The organism is Microbispora sp. CA-102843, from assembly GCF_050936215.1.
Classification (GTDB): domain Bacteria; phylum Actinomycetota; class Actinomycetes; order Streptosporangiales; family Streptosporangiaceae; genus Microbispora.
The window spans coordinates 8,333,091-8,350,361 of sequence record NZ_JBNJNF010000001.1; the positions used below are offsets into that span (position 1 = coordinate 8,333,091).

The following is a 17,271-nucleotide window of genomic DNA, read 5'->3' on the forward strand; positions in this document are numbered from 1 at the left end:
GCCCCGCACACGTCCGCCGCTCAGGCGGTCGCCGCGGGCACCGCGTCCTCGGGGGGAATGCGGGTGACGCGGACACGGGAGACGCGGCGGCCGTCCATCTCCGTCACGGTCAGCGTGACGCCCGGCGCCTCGGCGACCTCGCCGCGCTGGGGCAGGTGGCCGAGGAAGGCCATGACGTATCCGCCCAGGGTCTCGTAGGGCCCGCTGGGCAGCCGTACGCCCGTCTGCGTGTGGAACTCGTCCAGGTTGACCAGTCCCTCGACCTCCATGTCTCCGGCGATCACGCGTACGGCGTCGCCGCTCTCGTCGTACTCGTCGCGGATGTCGCCCACGAGCTCCTCGACCAGGTCCTCCAGCGTCACGATGCCGTCGGTGCCGCCGTACTCGTCCACCACGATGGCGAGGTGGTGGCCCTCGTCGCGCATCTCCGCGAGCGTGGCGAGGACCCGCTTGCTCGCCGGCACGAGCTTGACCGGGCGGATCGGCACGACCTCGCTGATCGGCTCCAGCCGCCCGGTGCGGACCGGGTCGAGCAGGTCCCGCACGTGGACGAACCCGATGACGTCGTCATAGGTGTCGCGGTAGACGGGGAACCGGGAGTGCGGCATGGCCGCGGCGAGCACGGCGGCCTCGGCGAGCGGGGTGTCCGCCGCCATGAACTCGACCTCCGTGCGGGGCAGCATGACCTCCCTGAGCTGCCGCTTGCCCGCCGCGAACACCTCGGCGATCACGTCGCGCTCGTCCTGGGTGAGCTCCGTGTGGCCCACCACCATGTCGCGCAGTTCCTCGGTGGTCATGGCCGCCCTGTCGGCGGACGGGTTGCCGCCGAGCAGCCGTACGACGCCGTTGGTCGACCTGGACAGCAGCCAGATCACCGGCCTCGACAGCGTCGCGATCCGGTCGAGCAGCGGGGCGGTCATGAGCGACAGGCTCTCCGCCCGCTGCCGGCCGAGCCGCTTGGGCGCCAGCTCTCCGAGCACGAGGGTCACGTACGAGATGGCCATCGTGACGGCCACGAACGCGACGGGCGCGGCCACGCTCGGCCGCAGGCCCCATTGCTCCAGGACCGGGGCGAACCGCGGGCCCAGCGCGTCGGCGCCGAGCGCGGCCGACAGCACGGTCGCCACGGTCACCCCGACCTGGATGGCGGACAGGAAGCGGTTGGGGTCGCGGGCGAGCTTCTGCACCCGCGCGCCGCGGCGCCCCTCGTCGCGGCTCAGGCGGCGGATCTGGCTCTCCCGCAGCGAGACCATCGCCATCTCGGCCGCGGCGAAGAATCCGCCGATCAGGATGAATATCAGGACCAGGGCGATGGTCACCGCGACGTTGCTCACGTCATCAGTCCGTTCGGGTGTCAGGCATGCCAGGCCGGGCGTCGCAATCCCCTGCGACTCGCTGAGATTGCGGTACTGGTGGCATTTAACCCGCTCCTCATGGGATGCGCGTAAGCTAGGCCCTGGACGTACATAATCAAACAGGTTTGAACAGGAGCAAACAGTGAAGCTGCTGGTTACTGGTGGAGCCGGGTACATCGGCAGTGTCGTGGCGGCGCAACTCCTCGAGGAGGGGCACGAGGTCACGGTGCTCGACGACCTGTCGACCGGGCACGCCGACGCCGTGCCGCCCGGAGCCGCGTTCGTGCAGGCGTCGATCACCGAGGCGGGCGGCGTGCTGTCCGAAGGGTTCGACGCCGTGCTCCACTTCGCCGCCAAGTCGCTGGTGGGCGAGTCGGTCGAGAAGCCGGGGCTGTACTGGTCGCACAATCTCGGCGGCACGCTCGCGCTGCTCGACGCCATGCGGCAGGCCGGGGTGAACCGGATCGTGTTCTCCTCCACCGCCGCCACCTACGGCGAGCCGGAGCGCACGCCCATCTTGGAGACCGACCCGACCCGCCCGGGCAACCCCTACGGCGCGTCCAAGCTCGCCGTGGACACCACGCTCACCGCCTTCGCCGGGCTGTACGGCCTCGGCGCGGTCAGCCTGCGCTACTTCAACGTGGCCGGGGCGTACGGCGAGTTCCGCGAGCGGCACACGGTCGAGACCCATCTGATCCCCAACATCCTCAAGGTGGCCCTCGGCGAGCGCGAGTCGGTCAACGTCTTCGGCGCCGACTACCCCACCCCGGACGGCACATGCGTCCGCGACTACGTCCACGTCGCCGACCTCGCCCGCGCGCACCTGCTCGCCCTGGACGCCTGCACGCCCGGCGAGCACCGGATCTACAACCTCGGCAGCGGCACGGGCTTCTCGGTCAAGGAGGTCGTGGACGTCTGCCGCGAGGTGACCGGGCACCCCATCCCGATCACCGTCGCACCGCGCCGTCCCGGCGATCCGGCCGTCCTGGTGGCGTCGTCGGAGAAGATCCAGCGCGAGCTGGGCTGGAAGCCGGCCCACGCGACGCTGCGGGACATGGTCGCCGACGCCTGGACCGCCTGCGCGAAGCCCGCCTGACCCCGATGCCCGCCTGAACCCGACGCCCACCTGAACCCCGATGCCGGCCTGACCTCCGATGCCCGCCTGAACCCGATGTCCGCCTCGGCCCCCCGGCGTCGCCGGTCAGGCGCGGCGCAGGGCCACCCGTACGCTCGCCTTGTTGTTGGCCGGACGGCGGTCGCCGTAGCGGCGCGAGTAGACGGTGGCCATCGTCGCCACAGCGTGCGAGGCCCGGGACGGCACCCGGAAGACCAGTTCGAGCAGCCCGCGCGACCCCGACCTGATCGGCGGCAGCGAGCACCCCACGAACTGGCGGTTCCCCCGGCAGCGCCCGCCCCTGGCGGACAGCAGCCGGGCCTCGCGCGGCTGGAAGAACACGTAGGCGTCCCGCACGACGCGCGGCCCCCGGTTGCGCACCTCCGCCCGTACGGAGAACCAGTGGCCCGGGCGGACGAACCTGGCCGAGGAGCGGAACCGCATCGCCAGGTCGGCCCCCTCGTCGACCCTGGTCACCGCCTCGGCCGTGTTGTCGGTCTCGTCCTGGTCGACCACCTCGGAGGTCAGGTCGGCCCGCGCCCGCAGCGGGCCGTGCGCGCCCGGCGCGATCACCCCCGTGATCGTCATGTCGCCCGAGCCGCCCGGCAGGACGTCGTCGGACGAGTGGCAGACGACCCGGTTGCGAGCCCGGCCTGGCTCGCACTCCGCCACGCCCACGTTGACGATCTGGAAGTCCTTCGGCAGCGCGACCCGCAGCGTCGGCAGCACGGCGTCCCCCGGGCCCTTGTTGTGCACGGTGACGTGGTAGGTCAACGGCTGCCCCGGCTGCGCCACCTTGGGCGAGGCGGTGATGCCGACCGCGAGGTCGGCCGTGCCCCACTGATTTTTCAACGGTTCCTTCACCGGCGCCGGCCGGGGTGCCTCCCCTGAGAAGGCGAGCGCCGGTTGCGGCACTCCGGCGACGAACACACAGACCAAACCCGTGACGACCCTACGACCCACTACCGCTCCCCCGAACGCTTGAGATCAATTCAACCGTGCCGGACGGGCCCCGCGCACCGTCCGACACGCCGCTTGGAGCGCCGCTGACGGCCGTCTCACGCCGCGACGAGGTCCTGCTGCGGTGCGGGCCGGTCGAACCGCACCCCACCCCCGGGCAGCAGGGCGAGCGCGATGAGGGAGACGACCGCGCCCACGACCCCCAGCCAGGGGATGACGGTCGCGGTCGCGGCGGCGTGGGCTGCGGGCAGGCCGTGCACGGGCGCCTCCCGCGTCACCACCGACCCGTACGCCGTGCCCGCGACGGCCAGCGCGACCGAGCCGCCGATCTGCCGGAAGAACGTCAGGTTCGCGCTGGCCGCGCCGATGAACCGGGGCGGGACGGATGTCTGGATCGCCACGGTGAGGCCCGACAGCATGGGCCCCATCCCGAGCCCGATCAGCGCCATCCAGGCGACGAGCAGCGGGGTCGAGGTGCCGACTTCGAGGTTCGCGCACAGCGCCGTGCCCGCGACGAGGAAGACCGGCGCGATCACCAGCCACGGCTTGTAGCGGCGCGTGCGCGAGATGAGGGCGCCGGTGACCGCGCTGCCCACGACCATCGCCAGCATCAGCGGGTAGATGTGCAGCCCCGAGGAGGTGGCGCTCAGGCCGTGCGCCTCCTGGAAGTAGCGCGGCAGGAAGACCACCCCGGCGTACATGCAGAACGCCGTGAAGAACGACGCGACGTTGACCAGCGAATACGTGCCGTTCGCGAACAGGTGGAGCGGCACGATCGGCTCCGCCGCCCGCCGCTCGACGAGGACGAACACCACGAGCAGCGCGAGCGCCGCGCCGAGCGGGCCGGCGACCGGCCCGCTCGTCCAGGTGTGGCCGTCGACCCCCTTCTCGGTCAGGCCGACGAGCAGGGCGCTGATCGCGGCGCTGAAGACGGCGATGCCGAGATAGTCGGGCCGCGCCCCTCCGTGCCCCGGCCGGTACGGCAGCCGCCAGACGATGATGGCCACGAGGACGGCGCCGATCGGGACGTTCACGTAGAAGGCCCAGCGCCAGCTCGCGTGGTCGGTGAACAGGCCTCCGAGGAAAGGCCCGGCGATGTAGCTCAGCGCCATCACGCCGCCGAGGGCGCCCTGCACCCGCCCGCTGCGCTCCGGCGGGAACAGGTCGATCACCAGCGCCAGCGACAGCGGCAGCAGCGCGCCCGCACCGAGCCCCTGCACGCCGCGGAAGGCGATGAGCTGCCCCATGCTCTGCGCCGCGCCGGACAGGATCGAGCCGAGCAGGAACAGGACCACCCCGACCAGCAGGAGCGGCTTTCGCCCGTACGCGTCGGAGAGCCGGCCGTACAGCGGGACCGTGACGGTCGAGGTGAGGAGGTAGGCGGTCACCACCCAGGTGTAGAGGTCGGCGCCGCCCAGCTCCGTGGTGATCCTCGGCAGCGCGGTGCCGACGATCGTCTGGTCGAGCATCGCCAGGAACATGCCGCCGAGCACGGCGAACAGGAGGAGTCCGTTTCTGGATCGCATATGTCGAAAGTGACATGTAAGAGCTGACATGTCAATCCGGAGGTATAGTGAGGGGCATGTCCCTGCGCATCGCTCTTCTCGGTCTTCTGACGGCTTACGGCTCGGCGAGTGGCTACGACCTGGCCAAGGGGTTCGAGAGGTCGGTGGCCCACGTCTGGCAGGCGGGGCACAGCCAGATCTATCCCGAGCTCGCCAAGATGGCCGCCGACGGGCTGGTCACGGTGGAGGCGGAGGGCGCGCGCGGGCGCAAGATCTACTCGATCACGTCGGAGGGCCGCGCGGAGCTGCGCGCCTGGCTGCTCGGACACGACCCCACGGGTCCGGCGCGCAGCGAGGTCGCGCTGCAGGCGTTCCTGCTCCCGCTGCTCGATCCCGGCGAGGCGCTGTCCGTGCTGGAGCGGGTGCGCGACTACACCGAACGGAAGCTGGCCGAGCTGGAGGCCCTCTGGGCGGCCAAACACGCCTCCCCCGTCCCGGAGGGGACGTCCCGGGGCACGTTCGGCAACCTCGCCCTGGATCTCGGCATCCGGCAGGTCCGCACCACGCTGCAGTGGGCGAACGACGCCATGGCCCAGCTCGAACGCCAGGCCTGACCTCCCCGCAGGCCGGAGACCTCAGCGGCAGGCGAGCTTGGGCGGGACGTCCCGCTCGGGATCGAAGTCGACGTTGCCGAAGTGCTTGCGCAGCAGGTCACGCATCGTGCCGTCGCCGTACATGCGGCTGATCGCGTCCTCCACGGCCCGGCAGGTGCGCACGTCCTTCCTCGGCAGGCCGACGGCGTAGCGCTGGTCGGTCAGCCGCAGGCCGAGCACCGACAGCTTCAGGCTCGCCACCCGGTTGGCGAAGCCGGCGATGAGGAGGTCGTCACCCGGGACGGCGTCCACCTCGCCTCGCGTCAGCAGGTTCATGCACTCGGCGTAGTCGTTGACCGGGACCTGCTCGACGTTCACCTTGCCGGCGACGAGCCGGGCGGCGGTGCTGCCCGCGGGCGCGCACATCCGGCGCTCGGCCAGGTCCTCAAGCTTCTTGATCCGTGAGCCGGCGAGCACGAGCAGGTCGGCGTGGGCCGTGTAGTACGGCCCGGCGAAGGTGACGGCGTCGGCGCGGTTGTCGTCGTAGGAGTAGGTCGCCACGACCATGTCCACCGTGTGGTCGGTCAGCGCGCGCACCCGGTCGTTGACGCCGACCCTGCGGAAGGTGATCCCGTTCGCGGGGACCTTGAGGCTCCTGGCGATGGACGTCGCGACGTCCACGTCGAACCCGCTGAACCCGCTCGCCTGCTCCAGGCCGACGCCGGGCACGTCCCACCGCACGCCGATCGTCAGCCGCTTGGTCCGCCGCGCCTTCTCGTACACGGAGGCGTACGTCGGGCTCGGCCGCGGCGAGACGACGGCGTCGCCGGTGCCGCCGTCCTCGGACGCGCCGCCGAACGCGAAGCCGGTCTTTGCGGCGATGACCGCACCCCCGGCGGCCACGACGGCGAGCACGGCCGCGAGCGCGCCGACAAGGCCCCTCCTGCGGCGCCGCGCCCGGCCGGTCCCGTCCGGCACGGGCCCCGCCGCATCTCCCTCAAGGCCGGACCCCACGTCGCCGTGACCATCGTGGTGCGGGACGCCACCGGACCCGGGGCCGGTGGGGCCGGAGGGCGACAGGGACGCCGGGGACGCGCCGGTGGGCACGTCGTTCCCCGCGTGGCCGCCTGTCCCGATCCACGCGCCGGATCGGGTCGGCTCGCCTGTCCCGGTCCGCGCGCCACCGGTCGGCAGCGGGCCCGCGCCCGTCGCCACGGCGCGGCCCGGACCCGTGCGCGCGAGGCGCGTGGCGTCCGGGTCGGCCGCGTGCGCGGCCCCCTCGGACAGCACGACCGTCGACGCGTCGCCCGACGCCACGCGGCCCAGCAGGCGCAGCAGGATCCGGTCGGCCGTCGGTCGCTCGTCCGGCGACTTGCGCAGGCACGCCCGGACCACTCCGCCGAGCGGCTCGGGCAGCATCCCGGTGTCGATGTCGTGGTTGAGGATGCGGTTGAGCACGACCGCGATCGAACTGCCGCCGAACACGACGTCGCCGGTCGCGGCGTACGCGATCGTGGAGGCCCAGGAGAACACGTCGGCCGGGGGCCCGACCTTGCCGCCGGAGATCTGCTCGGGCGCCATGTAGGCGGGCGTGCCGATCGCCCGGCTGGTGATCGTGGCGGTCGAGTCGAGGATGCGGGCGATGCCGAAGTCCACCACCCGGGGGCCGTCCACGGCCAGCAGCACGTTGTCGGGCTTGAAGTCGCGGTGGACGATGCCCGCCTGGTGGATCGCGGTGAGCGCGGTGGCCGTGCCGACCGCCAGCCGCTCCAGGCCCGAGCCGGTCAGCGGCCCGTCCGCCTCGACGGCATCGCGCAGCGACCGCCCGTCGATGAACTCGCTCGCGATGTAGGGCGTGTCGCCCTCCAGGTCGGCCGCCAGGACCCGGGCGGTGCAGAAGCTCGCCACGCGCTGGGCGGCGCGCAGCTCCCGGGCGAAGCGGGACCTGGCGGTCGCGTCGCCGGAGAACTTGACGTGCAGCAGCTTGACCGCGGCCCGCTCGCCGGCCTGGTCCTGGCCGAAGTAGACCACGCCCTGCCCGCCCTCGCCGAGACGGCCGGACAGCACGAAGGGACCGAGCCTGGTCGGATCCCCCGGTTGTAACGGCGCGATCTGCGGCATCCCGTTCCCCACGATTCGGCAAAGTACCGGCCAGCAGAACTTTACGGCCCCCGTGCGACGGTTCCGCGACCCGATACCGCGCCGTGACGTCAGGAAACCGTGACATAGCGGCGAGCGGTCCGTACCCGGGGGTAACGGGAAAGGGGCCGCCCGGAAATTCTCCGGGCGGCCCCCCTGCCGGCGCAAGCGGCGTTACAGCGCCGTCTTCGACACCCCAGCCCCACGCGAGGCTGTCGCGGCCGAAGGGCCGGAAGCGCTGCGAGAGGGCGGCGACCGCGGCCGGTCAGATACGGCGCGCCCCGATGATCTTCATCCATTTGTCGCAGTTGCCGCAGGCCCTGCGGGGCTGCCACACCCTCTTCTCCCGGTTCCACGTCTCGGCGTGGAAGTACAGGTTCTCGCCGTGGACGTCGGTCATGAGCCGCGCGTTGATCGCGTACAGGTACGTGTTCATCGCATCGACCTCGGCGCAGTTGTCCACCGTCCATGCCTCGCCCTGCCCGATCCTGGCGAGGAGCGTTTCCATGATCGGATGCTTCCCGGTGGCGGGGAGGTAGGGGTACGCGCCGCTCGTTCCGGTGAAAGTCTGCTGCGTGGCGACGTCGGCCAGGCCGGCGACCACCGTGCCCAGCCCGCCCTGCGTCCTGGTCGCCTTCTGTATGCGGGTCGCGCCGGCCCACTCCTTGACCTTCGTCGTGGGCACGGCTTCTTCGGCGGGGTTGTGCAGGGCCGTCCGGGAGGCTGGACGCCCCGCGGACGGCCCAGAGAGGCGAATTGGCCTCTACCTGACGGCAGAACCGCAGGTAGAGGCCAATTTTTACACTAGGCAGACATCTTCTTCTTGAGGTTCTCGTCGAGCGCCGCGAGGAAGTCCTGCGTGGTCAGCCACTCGGCGTCGCCGCCGACCAGGAGCGCGAGGTCCTTGGTCATCTGGCCGCCCTCGACGGTCTCGACGCAGACCTGCTCCAGCTTCTCGGCGAAGTCGATGACCTCGGGCTGGTTGTCGAGCTTGCCGCGGTGCTGCAGGCCGCGGGTCCACGCGAAGATCGAGGCGATCGGGTTGGTGGAGGTCGGCTTGCCCTGCTGGTGCTGGCGGTAGTGCCGGGTCACCGTGCCGTGCGCCGCCTCGGCCTCGACGGTGCGGCCGTCGGGGGTCATGAGCACGCTGGTCATGAGACCGAGCGAGCCGAAGCCCTGCGCCACCGTGTCCGACTGGACGTCGCCGTCGTAGTTCTTGCAGGCCCAGACGTACCCGCCCTCCCACTTCAGGGAGGCGGCCACCATGTCGTCGATCAGGCGGTGCTCGTAGATGATCCCGGCGGCCTCGAAGTCGGCCTTGAACTCGCTCTCGTAGACCTCGGCGAAGATGTCCTTGAAGCGGCCGTCGTACGCCTTGAGGATCGTGTTCTTGGTCGACAGGTAGACCGGGTAGCCGCGGTTGAGGCCGTACCGCATGGAGGCGCGGGCGAAGTCGCGGATCGACTCGTCCAGGTTGTACATCGCCAGGGCGACGCCGGCGCCGGGGAAGTCGAAGACGTTGAGCTCGATCGGCTCGCTGCCGTCCTTCGGCGTGAACGTCAGCGTCAGCGTGCCCTCGCCGGGAATCTTCAGGTCGGTGGCGCGGTACTGGTCGCCGAAGGCGTGACGGCCGACGACGATCGGCTTGGTCCAGCCCGGCACGAGCCGCGGGATGTTCGACATGATGATCGGCTCACGGAAGATGACACCGCCGAGGATGTTGCGGATCGTCCCGTTCGGGGACTTCCACATCTTCTTCAGGCCGAACTCCTCGACGCGGGCCTCGTCCGGCGTGATCGTCGCGCACTTCACGCCCACGCCGTACTGCTTGATGGCGTTGGCTGCGTCGATCGTGACCTGGTCGTCGGTGGCGTCGCGGTGCTCAATGCCGAGGTCGTAGTACTTCAGGTCGACGTCGAGGTAGGGAAGGATCAGCTGGTCCTTGATGAACTGCCAGATGATCCGGGTCATCTCGTCGCCGTCGAGCTCGACGACCGGGCCCGCTACCTTGATCTTGGGCATGCGTGGGGTTCCCCTTCTGAACTAACTGGCCAGCACGTCCTTTTTGAGGCTCACTGGCCGTTGAGGCTATCGGACGGGTGTGGTAAGTCCGCGACGAGGTCGTGTCCCTACGAGTCGTGCAGCCGCAGCAGCATGAGCAGCGAGCCGATGACGAGCGCCACGCCGAACGCCGCCAGCGTGAGCGCGTCCATCCGTTTGCTGCGCACCGCGAGCGCGCCCGCCCGCCGTTCCGAGACCGTCACCCGGACCAGGGATCCGGCGAGGAAGCCGCATCCCATGATCGCACCGCCCGCGGACACCGGCACACCCAGGCCGATCGCGCACAGCCCGGCGGCCGCACCCGCCACCACCAGCAGGTACGGCCCCCAGGCCGTGCTCTCGCTCGTTCTCACGTCTCTCCCATGCCTGCCACTGCGATCCTCGGCGCGTTCCTCACTCTCACCGCTCGTCGATGGGCACCCACTTCTGGTCGCGCTCGCCGATGTACTCGCTGTCCGGCCGGATCAGCCGGTTGTCGGCGTGCTGCTCGATCACGTGGGCGGTCCACCCGGACATCCGGCTGACCGAGAACACGGGCGTGAACAGGTCCGTCGGGATGCCGAGGTAGTGGTAGACGGTCGCCGCGTAGAAGTCCACGTTCGGGTACAGGTGCTTGTCCGCGAAGACGACCTCCTCCATCTCCCGGGACATCCGGTAGTAGGTGTCGTCGCCCGAGGCCTCGGCCAGCTCCTGCGACATCCGCCGCAGGTGCGTCGCCCGGGGGTCCTCGGTCTTGTAGACGCGGTGCCCGAACCCCATGATCTTCTCGCCCGCCGCCAGCTTGTCCCGCACGGCCTGCGCGACGCCGCGTGGGTCCAGCGCTTCCAGCGTACGCATGACCTGCTCGTTCGCCCCACCGTGGAGGGGGCCCTTGAGCGTGCCGATGGCGGCGACGATCGCCGAGTGCATGTCGGACAGCGTCGCGGCGCACACGCGGGCGGCGAAGGTGGAGGCGTTCATCGTGTGGTCGGCGTGCAGCACCAGGCAGGTGTCGAAGATCTCGACCTCGCGCCGCTCGGGGCGGCGGCCGGTGATCTGCAGCAGGAAGTTCGCGGCGGTGCTCAGCTCGGGATCGGGCTCCGGGATGTCCGCTCCCGTCCTGGCCGCGTGGTAGCGGGCGACGAGGACCGGCTGCTGGGCCGTGAGCCTGGCGGCCTTGCGGCGGTTGGCGTCGGCGGCGTTGGAGTCCTTGTCCGGGTCGTCGCCCCCGGCCAGCGAGACCAGGGTGCGCAGCGCCTCCATGGGCGCCTGCTTCCCGGCGATCTCGGAGACGTTGCTCTCGACGAGCGCGCCCAGGGCGCGGCCTTCGGCCAGCTCCGCGCCGTAGTCCGCGAGCTGCCCGCGGGTCGGCAGCGTGCCACGCTGGAGCAGGTGGGCCACCTCTTCGAAGGTGGCGTGGCCGGCCAGGTCGTGGATGTCGTATCCCCGATAGAAGAGACGGCCGGCCTTCCCGTCGATGTCGCTGAGCGCTGTGGACGCGGCGACGACATCGGCGAGGCCTTTGGTGGGCTTGTCCGCCATAAGGGTTTCCTCCGCTTATCTCCGCCCGAAGTCTACCCGTGAGCAGGTAAACCGCCCCTCAAAGGTCCAGACCAATTCCAGGATTGATTCTGCTCCTGGCAAAGGCGATTCCCCCTCGCCACGGGTGGGTAAGCCGCAGCTATAGGGAAAGTAACGGCGGGCTACCTGGGGAGGAACTGCCGTGGAGGGGCCGTTCATACGGATCGAGGACAGCGGCGAGGTGGTGCCGCTGCGCCCCGACGTCACCACGATCGGCCGCGGCCGGGGCGTGGACATCCGGCTGACGGATCCGAGCGTGTCACGGCTGCACGCCGAATTCGTCCGTCGCGGGCCCTACCTGTACGTCGTGGACCTGGGCCTGTCCCGCAACGGCACACGGGTGAACGGCAGGCCGATCGCCAGGAGGGTGCTGGACGACGGCGACGTCGTCTCCTTCGGGGCCGCCCGGGCCCGGGTCGGCGGGATCCCGCGGGAGGACCTCGCCCCCGAGGTCGAGCTGCGCCGCGCCGCCGCGCCGGAGCTCACCCGCCGGGAGGTCGACGTTCTCACCTCGCTGTGCCGTCCCGCGCTGTCCGACGAGGCGTTCGTGGCGCCCGCGACGGCCCGCGAGATCGCCGACGACCTCGTGGTGACCGAGGCGGCGGTCAAGCAGCATCTGCTGCGGCTTTACCAGAAGTTCCGCATCCCGGAGGGCACCAACCGGCGCACCCGGCTCGCCAACGAGGTCGTCGCCCTCGGCCTGGTGCGGCCCACGCCGGTCGTGCCGCCGCAGCGGTCGACCGGACCGGGCGAGCCGGAACCGCAGCCACAGCCGCGCACCAGCGCGGGCCGCCGGGCGTCCTGACGGCACACCGGCCGCCGGGGGCGGAAGCCGTCCCACCCCCGGCGGCAATGGAGCGTTCCGAACGGCCCATGGCCGGGGCGGCGGCGCGACATGCCGAACAAAGACGCTGAACAAAATCCGCGAAGGCCCCGTCGAACGGGACGTCAACCGATCGGCAAGGGGGCGTGCGATGCACAGGGTTCTGACGTCCGTGGCGGCGGCCGCGGCGGTGACGGTGACGGCCACGGTGATCGGCATGGGGCCCGCGGTGGCGGCACCGGCGGCGCAAGTGACGGCTGCGACGATGGGCGCCGGCCAGGCGTCGGCGGCGCCTCCGGCGGCGCTGCCCAAGGGTTTCCTGCTGGACGAGGCCAAGGTGGACGGCCCGTCCCGGCCGTGGGAGCACCTGAAGCTCACCGACAGCCTGAAGAAGCCCCTTGAGGTGAACCCGTGCGACCGCAGGGCCGCCCACGACGGCCGCAGCGCGAGCCGTACGTTCACCTACGTGGCGGAGACCGTCTACCGGAGCGAGCAGGTCGTGCTCTACCCGTCGGAGCGGGCCGCGAAGGCGGCGATGCGATCCGTGCGCGCCGACCTGGCCGAGTGCGGCACGGGAGGCAGCGGCGCGGACCGTCACTCGTACCGATGGAAGAGCACCGGCATCGGCGACGAAGCCCTCCGGATCGGCGGCTTCTTCTTCGAGAACCGCTCCCGCTCCGTGATCGTCCGCAAGGGGAGCGCGGTGGCGGTCTACGTCAGGACCGGCCTGGTGACCAAGAGCCTTCCCGTCTCCCAGTTCCGCCCGCTGATCAAGGACGCCCGGACGATGGCCGCCAAGCTCTGCGACCTCCCCGGCGTCTGCCGCCGGTGACCACATCGGGAACGGCCTTCGGGCGGCGCCAGCGCTGGAGCAGGCCGCTCCCCCCGCCCAGGCCCGGCAGCGTGAGGAACGCCTCCGCCTGGAGCGCGGAGACGCCGATGCGCGGCAGATCTCGGGCGGTCGGGTAGACCAGGAACCTCGGCTCCCACAGGGGCCTGAACTTGGCGTTGAAGCGATACAACGACTCGATCTGGAACCAGCGGGACAGGAAGATGAGGATGCCGCGCCAGGCGCGCAGCACCGGCCCCGCCCCGAGCCGCTCCCCCCGCGCCAGCGCGGAGCGGAACATCGCGAAGTTCAGCGACACCCTGGTCACGCCGAAGTCCGGCGCGGCCTGCAGGGCCCGGACGATCAGCAGTTCGTTGAGCCCGGGGTCGGCCTCGCGGTCGCGACGCATGAGGTCGAGGGAGATGCCGTCGGCTCCCCAGGGCACGAAATGCAGGACGGCCCGGATGTCCCCGCCCGGCGTCTCCTCGCCCTCGGGCGCGGCCCGGTGGGCCGTGACCACCAGGCAGTCGGCGTCGGCGGGGTCGCCGAACCGGCCGAGCGCCATCGAGAAGCCCCGCTCGGTCTCGGTGCCGCGCCAGAAGTCGGCCGCGTTGCGGATGCCCTCGCGCTCCGCCTCGCTCAGGTCCCCCGCCCGCCGCACCCGGCAGGTGTAGCCGAGCCGCTCCACCCGCTTGACCATCTGGCGCACGTTGCGCATGGCCCGGCCTTCCAGCGAGAAATCGACCACCTCCACGACGGCCTCGTCCCCGATCTCCAGCGCGTCCAGGCCGCCTTCCCTGGTCCACACCTCGCCGCCGGTCTCGCCGCACCCGATGACGGCCGGGACCCACGCGTGCCGCCTGGCCTCCTCCAGGAACCGCCTGATCGCGCCGGGCCACGCCTCCGGGTCGCCGATCGGGTCGCCGCTGGCCAGCATCACCCCGGCGACGACGCGGTAGGCCACGGCGGCCTTGCCGCTGGGCGAGAAGATCACGCTCTTGTCGCGCCGGAGCGCGAAGTATCCGAGCGAGTCCTGCCGGCCGTACCGGTCGAGCAGGGCCCGCAGGCGCCGCTCGTCGTCCTCGGTGAGCGCCGCGACCGGCCGTTCCGGCCGGAGGGCCAGGTAGATCGTGGTGACGGCGGTGAGCGCGCCGAGCCCGGCGAGCGAGAAGTAGACCACGTCACTGGTGCGCTCGGACGTGAACACGACCGGCCCCTCCAGGCCGACCAGGCCGAGCACGACGTGCCACATCTGGTCGCCGAAGCTCGGGTGGCCGGCGACCGTCCGGTGGTGCGCGGCGACGAGGACCCACCCGATCACGACGTCGAACGCGCCGAGCACCAGCAGATTCCATAGCGCCCGCCAGCGCGAGCGCGGGTCGGACAGGGCGTAGAACTCCCGTTTGTTGACCAGCAGCACCACGAACAGGAGCAGCGACACCGACGCGGCGACCGGGTGCCGGTGCAGCCCCTCCAGCACGGTGCCCACCGGCAGCAGCACCACGACCGCGCGCCAGGCCCGTGCCTTACGCCGCCTGAGGGCGTGGGCAAGCATGATCAGCAAAATCCCGACCAGCAGCGACGCCGTCTCGGCGAGCGTGGTGACACTGCCCGGCAGGACGCTCGCGATCTCGCTGATCCTGCTTCCGCGCAGACGTGGGAACACGCCTTTGACGATGTCCAGGATGCCGATGAACAGCGCGGCGTACGCTGCCGCTGCGGGCACCCATGGACGCGCTATCCCGCTCTGGGAAATCTGTGTCCGACGGCTCACGGGACGAGACCTTAAATGGTGATATCCACTCCGGGGGCAAGGATCGCGATCCTTAACCGCTCCCTTACGTCCCGCGAGTACCTTTGCATAAGCCGGCACAACGGGGGACGCTAGGAGAGGCCGGATTTGGAGCTCACAGCGACAGAAGTGCAGGTCCTGTTCGTCGCGATCGCCCTGGGCGGGCTGGTCGCGACGGTCTGGTTGTGGCCCCGGCTGAGCGGGCCGTCCTGGCGCTCGATCGCCGCGCGGGTGGGCGTACTGGTCGCGGACCAGGCCCTGCTGCTGCTCGCGGTCGCCGTCGTGGTCAACGCGTACTTCGGGTTCTTCGGCTCGTGGGGCGACCTGCTGGGCACGAACGCTGACGACGCGCCGGCGATCACGGCGGGTACGGCGGCCGGCGGAGCGGGCCTCGTCCGGGTGCTCGACAGCAGGCCGGTCGAGGTCACCAGGCCGAAGGTCGGCCTGCCGGCGGGGCGCCTGGAGCAGGTGACGATCACCGGGGCGAGGACCGGGCTGAGCTCGTCGGCGTACGTGTACCTGCCTCCGCAGTATTTCGACAAGAAGTACGCCGGCCGGCACTTCCCCGTGATCCTCGGGCTGACCGGCTATCCGGGCGACGCGGAGAACATGGTCACCCGGCTCGACATGCCCACGCTCACGGCGACCTCGATCCTCACCCACGAGATCGGCCCGACCGTCCTGGTGCTCATGCGCCCCACGGTCGCGCCGCCCCGGGACACCGAGTGCGTGGACGTGCCGGGCGGGCCGCAGGTCGAGACGTACTTCACCTCGGACGTGCCGCGGGCGGTGGCCGCGGCGTTCCGGGTCGGCACCGGAGCCGCCAACTGGGGCGTTCTCGGCGAATCGACGGGGGGCTACTGCGCGCTCAAGCTGACGATGCGGCACCCCCAGGCGTTCTCGGCCGCGGTGTCCCTGTCCGGGTACTTCCACGCCCTGACGGACGTGACCACAGGTGACCTGTTCGGCGGGAACCGGCGGCTCCGGGACGAGAACGACCTGATGTGGCGGCTGTCCAACCTGCCGGCCCCGCCGGTGTCCGTCCTGGTGACGAGCAGCCGTCAGGGCGAGTCCGACTACCGGGCGACGACGGACTTCCTGGCTGCGGTGAAGGCGCCCATGCGCGCGTCCTCACTGATCCTGCCGAGCGGGGGCCACAACTTCGCCACCTGGAACAGGGAGCTTCCCCAGGCCCTGCCCTGGCTCGCCCAGCAACTGCACGCGCCCGCGTGGACGCCGTCCCGGCCCACGAGCGCCCCGGATCCCAAGCGCCTCGCCCGCGAATCAGCACCGCGCCCCGCCCAGCGGCCTCGCCCCCGCCATCACCGCCCCACGCACAGGGCCGCGAAAAGGAGGGCGCGGTAGGCCGGCGGAGGGGTCCCGGATGATCCTGCCGAGCGGGTCCGGTGAATCAGTGCCGCTCGGCGGCCTCGACGACGTTGGCCAGCAGCATGGCCCTGGTCATCGGCCCCACCCCGCCGGGGTTGGGGGCGACGAAGCCCGCGACCTCGCGTACGTCGGGGGCCACGTCGCCGGTGAGCTTCCCGTCGACGCGGGAGACGCCCACGTCGAGCACGGCCGCGCCGGGCTTGAGCATGTCGGCGGTCACGAGGTGGGGCACCCCGGCCGCGGCGACGACGATGTCCGCCCGGCGCACGTGGGACGCCAGGTCCTGGGTGCCGGTGTGGCAGAGCGTGACGGTGGCGTTCTCCGCGCGGCGGGTGAGCAGCAGGCCCAGCGGACGGCCCACGGTGATGCCCCGGCCGACCACGACGACCTCGGCGCCCTTGAGCGGCACGCCGTACTCCTGGAGGAGGACCACGATGCCGCGCGGGGTGCACGGCAGCGGGGCGTCGACCATGTGGACGAGCCTGCCCAGGTTGACCGGGTGGAGGCCGTCGGCGTCCTTGGCCGGGTCCATGCGCTCGATGAGCGCCTGGGTGTCCAGGTGACGCGGCAGCGGCAACTGGACGATGTAGCCCGTGCAGGCCGGGTCGGCGTTCAGCTCGTCGACCGCGGCCTCCACGTCCTCCTGGGTGGCGCTCTCCGGAAGGTCCTTGCGGATGGAGGTGATACCGACCTCCGCGCAGTCGCGGTGCTTGCCCGCGACGTAGATCTGGCTGCCCGGGTCTTCGCCGACCAGGATCGTGCCCAGGCCGGGGGTGACACCCCGGGCCGCCAGGGCCTTCACCCGCTCCGCCAGCTCACTCTTGATCTTGGCGGCGGTCGCCTTGCCGTCCAGAAGCCGCGCGGTCATGGCTCTCCCTGTCCTTCCGGGTGGTCCTACCGGATGCTTTACTGTCCCCCCTCGCGGCGCTCGATGATCCGGCGGGTGAAGGGGATGAACTCCACGATCCGCCAGCCGAGGTAGGCGGCCAGCGCGGCGATGGGCAGCAGCGCGATGGGGCTGTTCCACACGCCGTTCATCGTCGCGAAGGAGCTCATGATCGTATCAAGGGGCATGGAGGGGCTCCGTGGGGAGGATGGGGTGGGCGCTTCAGGCTAGCCGCCCTATCGGGGTGATCGTGCCGTTTTCACCC

At 71.2% G+C, this 17,271-nt stretch carries 16 protein-coding genes; 5 read left to right on the plus strand and 11 right to left on the minus strand.

What is annotated here, in order from left to right:
* Positions 1–20: 20 nt before the first annotated feature.
* Positions 21–1,334, minus strand: a complete 1,314-nt coding sequence (locus tag ACQEVJ_RS38395) for a hemolysin family protein (protein WP_433109604.1) — start codon at positions 1,332–1,334, stop codon at positions 21–23.
* A 163-nt stretch (positions 1,335–1,497) separates the two neighbouring features.
* On the opposite strand from ACQEVJ_RS38395, the gene galE reads away from it, so the two are divergent.
* Positions 1,498–2,451, plus strand: coding sequence for a UDP-glucose 4-epimerase GalE (gene galE, locus ACQEVJ_RS38400; RefSeq protein WP_433109605.1), 954 nt, complete (start codon positions 1,498–1,500; stop codon positions 2,449–2,451).
* A 105-nt stretch (positions 2,452–2,556) separates the two neighbouring features.
* Here galE and ACQEVJ_RS38405 read toward each other — a convergent pair whose 3' ends face one another.
* Both ACQEVJ_RS38405 and ACQEVJ_RS38410 read right to left on the minus strand, forming a co-directional pair.
* A complete protein-coding gene (locus ACQEVJ_RS38405) occupies positions 2,557–3,321 on the minus strand; it encodes a DUF11 domain-containing protein (RefSeq protein ID WP_433109606.1) in 765 nt (254 codons plus the stop codon).
* 206 nt (positions 3,322–3,527) lie between these two features.
* Positions 3,528–4,955: an MDR family MFS transporter gene (locus ACQEVJ_RS38410; RefSeq protein WP_433109607.1), complete on the minus strand. Its 1,428-nt coding sequence runs from the start codon at positions 4,953–4,955 to the stop codon at positions 3,528–3,530.
* A gap of 56 nt (positions 4,956–5,011) precedes the next feature.
* On the opposite strand from ACQEVJ_RS38410, the gene ACQEVJ_RS38415 reads away from it, so the two are divergent.
* The gene (locus ACQEVJ_RS38415; RefSeq protein WP_433109608.1) at positions 5,012–5,548 is read left to right on the plus strand and encodes a PadR family transcriptional regulator; all 537 of its coding nucleotides are present in this window, start codon (positions 5,012–5,014) and stop codon (positions 5,546–5,548) included.
* A 21-nt stretch (positions 5,549–5,569) separates the two neighbouring features.
* On the opposite strand, the gene ACQEVJ_RS38420 is transcribed toward ACQEVJ_RS38415, so the two are convergent.
* From ACQEVJ_RS38420 to ACQEVJ_RS38440, 5 genes are all read right to left on the minus strand, one after another.
* Entirely contained in the window at positions 5,570–7,660 is a 2,091-nt protein-coding gene (locus ACQEVJ_RS38420; protein WP_433109609.1) for a serine/threonine-protein kinase, read from the minus strand.
* 271 nt (positions 7,661–7,931) lie between these two features.
* Positions 7,932–8,351: a hypothetical protein gene (locus ACQEVJ_RS38425; RefSeq protein ID WP_433109610.1), complete on the minus strand. Its 420-nt coding sequence runs from the start codon at positions 8,349–8,351 to the stop codon at positions 7,932–7,934.
* A gap of 119 nt (positions 8,352–8,470) precedes the next feature.
* Positions 8,471–9,688, minus strand: coding sequence for an NADP-dependent isocitrate dehydrogenase (locus ACQEVJ_RS38430; protein WP_433109611.1), 1,218 nt, complete (start codon positions 9,686–9,688; stop codon positions 8,471–8,473).
* A gap of 107 nt (positions 9,689–9,795) precedes the next feature.
* On the minus strand, positions 9,796–10,080 hold the full coding sequence (locus ACQEVJ_RS38435; protein ID WP_433109612.1) for a DUF3017 domain-containing protein: 285 nt from the start codon (positions 10,078–10,080) through the stop codon (positions 9,796–9,798).
* A gap of 46 nt (positions 10,081–10,126) precedes the next feature.
* Positions 10,127–11,248, minus strand: coding sequence for a citrate/2-methylcitrate synthase (locus tag ACQEVJ_RS38440; protein ID WP_433109613.1), 1,122 nt, complete (start codon positions 11,246–11,248; stop codon positions 10,127–10,129).
* 181 nt (positions 11,249–11,429) lie between these two features.
* Between ACQEVJ_RS38440 and ACQEVJ_RS38445 the strand changes: the two genes are divergently transcribed.
* Positions 11,430–12,092 (plus strand): FHA domain-containing protein, encoded by a 663-nt coding sequence (locus tag ACQEVJ_RS38445; protein WP_433109614.1) that lies wholly within the window; start codon positions 11,430–11,432, stop codon positions 12,090–12,092.
* Between the two features lie 169 nt (positions 12,093–12,261).
* The gene (locus tag ACQEVJ_RS38450) at positions 12,262–12,942 is read left to right on the plus strand and encodes a hypothetical protein (protein ID WP_433109615.1); all 681 of its coding nucleotides are present in this window, start codon (positions 12,262–12,264) and stop codon (positions 12,940–12,942) included.
* Here the strand turns inward: ACQEVJ_RS38450 and ACQEVJ_RS38455 are convergent.
* Complete coding sequence (locus ACQEVJ_RS38455) at positions 12,881–14,665, minus strand: phosphatidylglycerol lysyltransferase domain-containing protein (protein ID WP_433109616.1); 1,785 nt, start codon at positions 14,663–14,665, stop codon at positions 12,881–12,883. The genes ACQEVJ_RS38450 and ACQEVJ_RS38455 overlap by 62 nt on opposite strands.
* A 174-nt stretch (positions 14,666–14,839) precedes the next feature.
* Here ACQEVJ_RS38455 and ACQEVJ_RS38460 point away from each other — a divergent pair, with 174 nt between their 5' ends.
* Complete coding sequence (locus ACQEVJ_RS38460; RefSeq protein WP_433109617.1) at positions 14,840–16,096, plus strand: alpha/beta hydrolase; 1,257 nt, start codon at positions 14,840–14,842, stop codon at positions 16,094–16,096.
* A 46-nt stretch (positions 16,097–16,142) separates the two neighbouring features.
* Here ACQEVJ_RS38460 and ACQEVJ_RS38465 read toward each other — a convergent pair whose 3' ends face one another.
* Positions 16,143–16,988 (minus strand): bifunctional methylenetetrahydrofolate dehydrogenase/methenyltetrahydrofolate cyclohydrolase, encoded by an 846-nt coding sequence (locus ACQEVJ_RS38465; RefSeq protein WP_433109618.1) that lies wholly within the window; start codon positions 16,986–16,988, stop codon positions 16,143–16,145.
* Positions 16,989–17,026: 38 nt separating this feature from the next.
* Positions 17,027–17,194: a hypothetical protein gene (locus ACQEVJ_RS38470; RefSeq protein ID WP_433109619.1), complete on the minus strand. Its 168-nt coding sequence runs from the start codon at positions 17,192–17,194 to the stop codon at positions 17,027–17,029.
* Positions 17,195–17,271: the final 77 nt, after the last annotated feature.

Bases quoted from the DNA above. Each gene is read 5' to 3' on its own strand.
- ACQEVJ_RS38410 (WP_433109607.1), bottom strand. From the start codon at position 4,955: ATGCGATCCAGAAACGGACTCCTCCTGTTCGCCGTGCTCGGCGGCATG.
- ACQEVJ_RS38415 (WP_433109608.1), top strand. From the start codon at position 5,012: ATGTCCCTGCGCATCGCTCTTCTCGGTCTTCTGACGGCTTACGGCTCG.
- ACQEVJ_RS38430 (WP_433109611.1), bottom strand. From the start codon at position 9,688: ATGCCCAAGATCAAGGTAGCGGGCCCGGTCGTCGAGCTCGACGGCGAC.
- ACQEVJ_RS38440 (WP_433109613.1), bottom strand. From the start codon at position 11,248: ATGGCGGACAAGCCCACCAAAGGCCTCGCCGATGTCGTCGCCGCGTCC.
- ACQEVJ_RS38450 (WP_433109615.1), top strand. From the start codon at position 12,262: ATGCACAGGGTTCTGACGTCCGTGGCGGCGGCCGCGGCGGTGACGGTG.
- ACQEVJ_RS38465 (WP_433109618.1), bottom strand. From the start codon at position 16,988: ATGACCGCGCGGCTTCTGGACGGCAAGGCGACCGCCGCCAAGATCAAG.
- ACQEVJ_RS38470 (WP_433109619.1), bottom strand. From the start codon at position 17,194: ATGCCCCTTGATACGATCATGAGCTCCTTCGCGACGATGAACGGCGTG.